This is a genomic window from Veillonellales bacterium, assembly GCA_039680175.1.
In the GTDB taxonomy this organism is placed as follows: domain Bacteria; phylum Bacillota; class Negativicutes; order JAAYSF01; family JAAYSF01; genus JBDKTO01.
This window is the reverse complement of the sequence record JBDKTO010000118.1, coordinates 1-2,798: the sequence shown is the minus strand read 5'-3', so window position 1 is coordinate 2,798 and position 2,798 is coordinate 1. Positions and strand designations below refer to the sequence as shown.

3 protein-coding genes are annotated in these 2,798 nt (G+C 35.9%); 1 reads left to right on the top strand and 2 read right to left on the bottom strand.

Going from position 1 to position 2,798, the window contains the following annotated elements; all coding sequences use genetic code 11:
- The first annotated feature begins 363 nt into the window (after positions 1-363).
- A complete protein-coding gene (locus tag ABFC84_19005) occupies positions 364-771 on the top strand; it encodes a hypothetical protein (GenBank protein ID MEN6414833.1) in 408 nt (135 codons plus the stop codon).
- Here the strand turns inward: ABFC84_19005 and galT are convergent, their stop codons facing one another.
- Positions 772-1,830 carry a galactose-1-phosphate uridylyltransferase gene (gene galT / locus ABFC84_19000; protein ID MEN6414832.1) on the bottom strand — a complete coding sequence of 353 codons (1,059 nt, stop codon included), beginning with the start codon at positions 1,828-1,830 and terminating at the stop codon, positions 772-774.
- A gap of 133 nt (positions 1,831-1,963) precedes the next feature.
- Complete coding sequence (locus ABFC84_18995) at positions 1,964-2,641, bottom strand: adenylate kinase (protein ID MEN6414831.1); 678 nt, start codon at positions 2,639-2,641, stop codon at positions 1,964-1,966.
- Between the last annotated feature and the right edge of the window lie 157 nt (positions 2,642-2,798).

Sequence of the window (2,798 nt, the reverse complement as noted above, 5' to 3'; positions counted from 1 at the left end):
GAAATAAGAAAAACTACTCCTTGCTCATATGTATCTGTCAGATAAGGAGCCAGCAATTCAAAGGATCTTACCCCATTTTTGTTAAGCTTCTCCATAACTATTTCTCCTATAAATCATATTATTATCCGTTATTATTTTGCGACAGAGCAATTTTCTTGGTAATTTTGTTATATCCCGATCAAGCAGGTTTTTTAAGTCCTATTAAAACAAATTTGACTTCTAAGTTCGTTCAGCCGCAGTCTAAGATATTTTGTAATTTTCTGCTAAACAAATTTTGTAAATTATAGTAATATGTTAATAATTGCTAAATTATTAACTAAATAAATTTATCATATAATTGGGTGGAAGGAGATAATTTGAGTAATGGGAATTAAAAAACAAGAAATTATAAACAGTATTAACGATATACAAAAAACTTTTTCTGTTCCAGAGTTTGAGAATCATTTTGTTTCAATTATAAAAAATTACTTAAATGGCACCGAAAATAAAGGCTATTATGATATGCGTAACCAATTGGATATGGAATTCAATACTGATATGTGCCCTGTAATTATGTATATAATCAATTCTATATCTATCTCATATCCAGATGTGATCATATATAAATACATAAAAGTTATCGATAAAATCAAAGAGCAATACGGCAATATTTTACATAGCGAACATGAGAATGCTATAAATCCATTTGCACAAAGAACATCACTTGAGACAGTCCGCCTGGACAAGAGCAATTCTTCCAAAGTAACCAAGCTAACGCTAAGTAAATGTTAACTATGCAAGGGCTTTAAAAAGACTTTCTTTTAATATACTTGCCGATATTTCTGGGGCTACCGGATTAACATAATATCCGGTTCCAATTTCCAAACCCGAAGATACAATTAGACGAGGAGTTAGTTCAATATACCAGTGATAGCCTTCGATTGGATTTTCAACATTAACTGGAGCCGAAACAATAATCATATTGTATGAAGGGTCATTTAAACCTTCCTTAATGGCAATTGAAAAGTATTTTAAAATTGCCGCAAGTTCTTTTACCTCTTCGCTTCCGACATTCATAAAATGGGCGGTATGTTTACGTGGAATTATCCATGTTTCATACGAAAACCTGGAAGCAAAAGGACAAATCAATACAAAATGATCGGTTTCATAGATTACCCTTTCTCTATCATTAATTTCTTGTTCCAGGATATCACACAATAAACAGCGTCCGGTTTTTTTATAATACTTATCTATTCCTCTATTTTCATTTGGAAATATAGGTAATCCTACTATTTGGCTATGGCTATGACCAAGAGACGCACCGGCATATAGTCCATGATTCTTGTATATATGAATATACTTTATTCTCTCGTCCTTCATAAGTTGATCATACCTGCTTTTTAACATATTCAGTATGAGTGTTATATCATCTAATGAATATTCCGGCAGGTCAATCTCATGTTGGGGAGTTTCCACCACTACTTCGTGTTTTCCCAATCCATTGTATGAACTGTATACCCCATTATTAATCTTGATTAGACTGCCTTTTAATTCCAAAGCCGAAAATTTATTGGGAATAGTTCTGACTTGCCATCCGGGTAAATTTGCCTGAGTATCATTACGGCGATAAGCCGCAATTTCTTCGGGAGTAAACGATTCGTTGCCTTCGCAAAACGGGCAGAAGCCTTTAAATTCGGCGGTTTTTGCTCCTTGCTTATTTATAGGAAAATCATTTGGTTTAAGTGCTCTGTCAGTAGCTATAATTACCCAGTTGTTCCTTATTACATCTCTTCTTAACTCCGACATTTTCATTCCCCCTTCGTTTTGCATATTGTATTTGTCTAAAGCCATAGCTCCGTTGAAAAATTTCGCCGATTAAATTTTCCTGTAATATGAAGATAATTGGCTTGGTGGTATAAGCCAGCGTTCAAATGGGGGGAAGAACGCACTACCAATGCCAATTATCTACTTACAGGTTTAATGTTTAAGAATTAATCTCAAATTTTTTTCGGTATACTTTTTCAATCAGGGCATTATATATATCCCTGAATACCTTGGCCATCTCTTGATTGCCATTAGTAGTTATAATTAAATTTCTCTTTTGATAAAAGTCTAGCAGTGGTTCTGTTTGTTGAGTATAAACTTTAAGACGATTGGCTACCGTCTCCTCACTGTCATCAGCTCGTTGATATAACTCACCACCGCATTGATTGCATTTATCCGCCTCTTGAGGAGGATTAAATTGAAGATGGTAGGTTTCTCCGCACTGACGGCAGACCCGACGACCAGCCATTCGAGTAATTATAGCCTCATTAGGTACATCAATATTAATTACTGCATCCAAACGATATCCTAAATTTTTCAGTATTTTTTCCAGGGCTTCGGCCTGGGGTACGGTCCGGGGAAATCCGTCTAATAAGAATCCGGAACTGCAATCTTTTTCTGCCAATCGTTCTTCAACAATACCAATAGTAACTTCATCAGGTACTAATTGACCCGCGTCCATGAATTCTTTCGCCTTCATTCCCAGTTCTGTTCCCTGACTAATTGCCGCCCGAAACATATCCCCGGTTGATATTTGCGGTATTCCTAACTCATTAACCATCATTTTGGCCTGTGTACCTTTACCGGCTCCAGGCGGGCCTAATAAAATAACATTCATGATTTGCCTCCTTATACACCCACTTTTTATTCTTTTTCGATTCTCATACCGTAGAAGGTACGCCATACAAAGTAAAATGCAATAACCAGGAAGATAATGCCAACCGTCGGAGCTATGCTTCTAAAAGACTCGGATATGGCAATTTCCATGGCTAAGA

Coding starts and splice junctions, on each gene's coding strand:
- galT (MEN6414832.1), bottom strand. CDS start 1,830: ATGGCTTTAGACAAATACAATATGCAAAACGAAGGGGGAATGAAAATG.
- ABFC84_19005 (MEN6414833.1), top strand. CDS start 364: ATGGGAATTAAAAAACAAGAAATTATAAACAGTATTAACGATATACAA.
- ABFC84_18995 (MEN6414831.1), bottom strand. CDS start 2,641: ATGAATGTTATTTTATTAGGCCCGCCTGGAGCCGGTAAAGGTACACAG.